Source organism: Janthinobacterium sp. AD80 (genome assembly GCF_002878455.1).
Lineage (GTDB): Bacteria > Pseudomonadota > Gammaproteobacteria > Burkholderiales > Burkholderiaceae_D > Janthinobacterium.
Window position 1 is genome coordinate 1 of the sequence record NZ_NRDQ01000291.1, and the last position, 1,659, is coordinate 1,659.

General features: G+C 66.8%; 2 protein-coding genes and 1 pseudogene. 2 read left to right on the forward strand and 1 reads right to left on the reverse strand.

Annotated elements, in window-relative coordinates; translation table 11 throughout:
- On the reverse strand, positions 1–154 hold a 154-nt coding region (locus tag JaAD80_RS31795; RefSeq protein ID WP_258003248.1), incomplete at its 3' end, for an ABC transporter substrate-binding protein.
- On the opposite strand from JaAD80_RS31795, the pseudogene JaAD80_RS28775 reads away from it, so the two are divergent.
- Both JaAD80_RS28775 and JaAD80_RS28780 read left to right on the forward strand, forming a co-directional pair.
- A pseudogene (locus tag JaAD80_RS28775) lies at positions 113–742 on the forward strand (MaoC/PaaZ C-terminal domain-containing protein); the annotation flags it as partial. The gene JaAD80_RS31795 and the pseudogene JaAD80_RS28775 sit on opposite strands and share 42 nt — an antisense overlap.
- A gap of 248 nt (positions 743–990) precedes the next feature.
- Entirely contained in the window at positions 991–1,608 is a 618-nt protein-coding gene (locus tag JaAD80_RS28780; RefSeq protein WP_219726907.1) for a TonB-dependent receptor plug domain-containing protein, read from the forward strand.
- The last annotated feature ends 51 nt before the right edge of the window (positions 1,609–1,659 follow it).

Below are 1,659 nucleotides of genomic sequence, written 5' to 3' on the forward strand. Positions count from 1 at the left end.
TTCCCGGAACGCCGCCCTTGGCATTGATCTCGGCGATCGTCATCAAGGCCACGTCTTTCAGCGACGTTTCCGAAATGGCCATGGTGCCCGACAAGGAGTGCAGTCGGCGCACCTGAAGTACGGCGGCCCCGGACGCGCCGGCTGCGGCGAGCAGCTGGGCGGCCTGCGCGCCATCTCGCAATATTTGCAACGCTCGGCGCTGCAAGGCTCGCCCACCATGCTGACGGCCGTGACGGGCGAATACGTGCGCGGCGCCGCCGTGCGCGAAAGCGTGCAGCATCCGTTCCGCAAGCATTTCGACGAACTGGAAGTGGGCGAATCGCTGCTGACGCACCGGCGCACCGTCTGCGAGGCCGACATCGTCGGCTTTGGCGGCATCTCGGGCGATTATTTCTACATGCATTTCGACGAGATCGCCGCGCGCGATTCGCAGTTCGGCAGGCGCATCGCGCATGGCTATTTCGTGCTGGCCGCGGCCGCCGGCCTGTTCGTCTCGCCGGCGCCCGGTCCCGTGCTGGCCAATTACGGGCTCGACGACCTGCGCTTCGTCGCCCCGGTCGGCATCGGCGACACCATCCGCGCGCGCCTCACCTGCAAGCGCAAGGTTGACCGCCAGCGCCGCGACGACAAGGGCGTGGGCCAGGGCGTGGTGTCGTGGGACGTGCAGGTCACCAACCAGAACGACGAGCTGGTGGCCAGCTACGACATCCTGACCCTGGTGGCCAAGCGCGCCTGCCATTGAGCGCCAGCCCTCAGTTTTCCTGATGGGCCGTCTCAAGAAATACAAATAGCCAAGGTCGTCCGCCTCTTCCAGAATGGCGGCTGACGAGATGAAGCCAACCGGGTATTTCAGGGACCGGGAGCGGCGCGGCGCGCCACTTCCAGTCCCGGGACAGCGCTGCTGTAGCAGATTCGACTGACGCTGCGCAGGCCAGCACCTGCGCCCTCCCTACCCCCCGTGGCTTCCCTTCTGATAAAGACGACCTTCCCATGCGACATGCCGTACCCCTTGCCGTTCCACTGTTCCTGCTTGGCGCCAGCGCGCTGCCCATCGCCCCACTCGCTTTCGCCCAGCAAACGATGGACACGCGCGCCGAACTCGCCGAACCAGCCGCGCCGCTGGCGACCCTGCCCGAAGTCAAACTGATCGGCCAGTCCGCGCCGGACGCGCCGCTGCCCGGCATTACGCGCATTCCCCGCGAGACCCTGCAGCGCCAGCAGGCGATGGACGTGGCCGACATCTTCGCCAACGAGCCTGCCGTCAGCATCGGCGGCGGCGCCAGCAATGCGCAGCGCGTCTACCTGCGCGGCGTCGATGGCGCCAACCTGAACATCAGCATCGATGGCGCGCGCCAGGGACGCAGCCTGCACCAGCACCGGGGCGACCTGGGCGGCATCGACCCCGACCTGCTGAAACAGGTCGATATCCAGCCTGGGCCCAGCGCCGATGCGGGGCCGGGCGCGCTGGGCGGCAGCATCCGCTTTGACACGGTCGACGCGCAAGACTTGCTGGCGCCCGGCAAGCGCGCGGGGCGCCAGCGTGCGCGCACCGATGGCGATGTTCTGTTTCAGCGACAAATTCTTGTATTGCTGGACGAACTGGAATAACGGCGCTTCGCCGAGGCCGTCGAGAAAGACGGGCTCGTGATGAGACAACAC

Bases quoted from the DNA above. Each gene is read 5' to 3' on its own strand.
- JaAD80_RS28780 (WP_219726907.1), top strand. From the start codon at position 991: ATGCGACATGCCGTACCCCTTGCCGTTCCACTGTTCCTGCTTGGCGCC.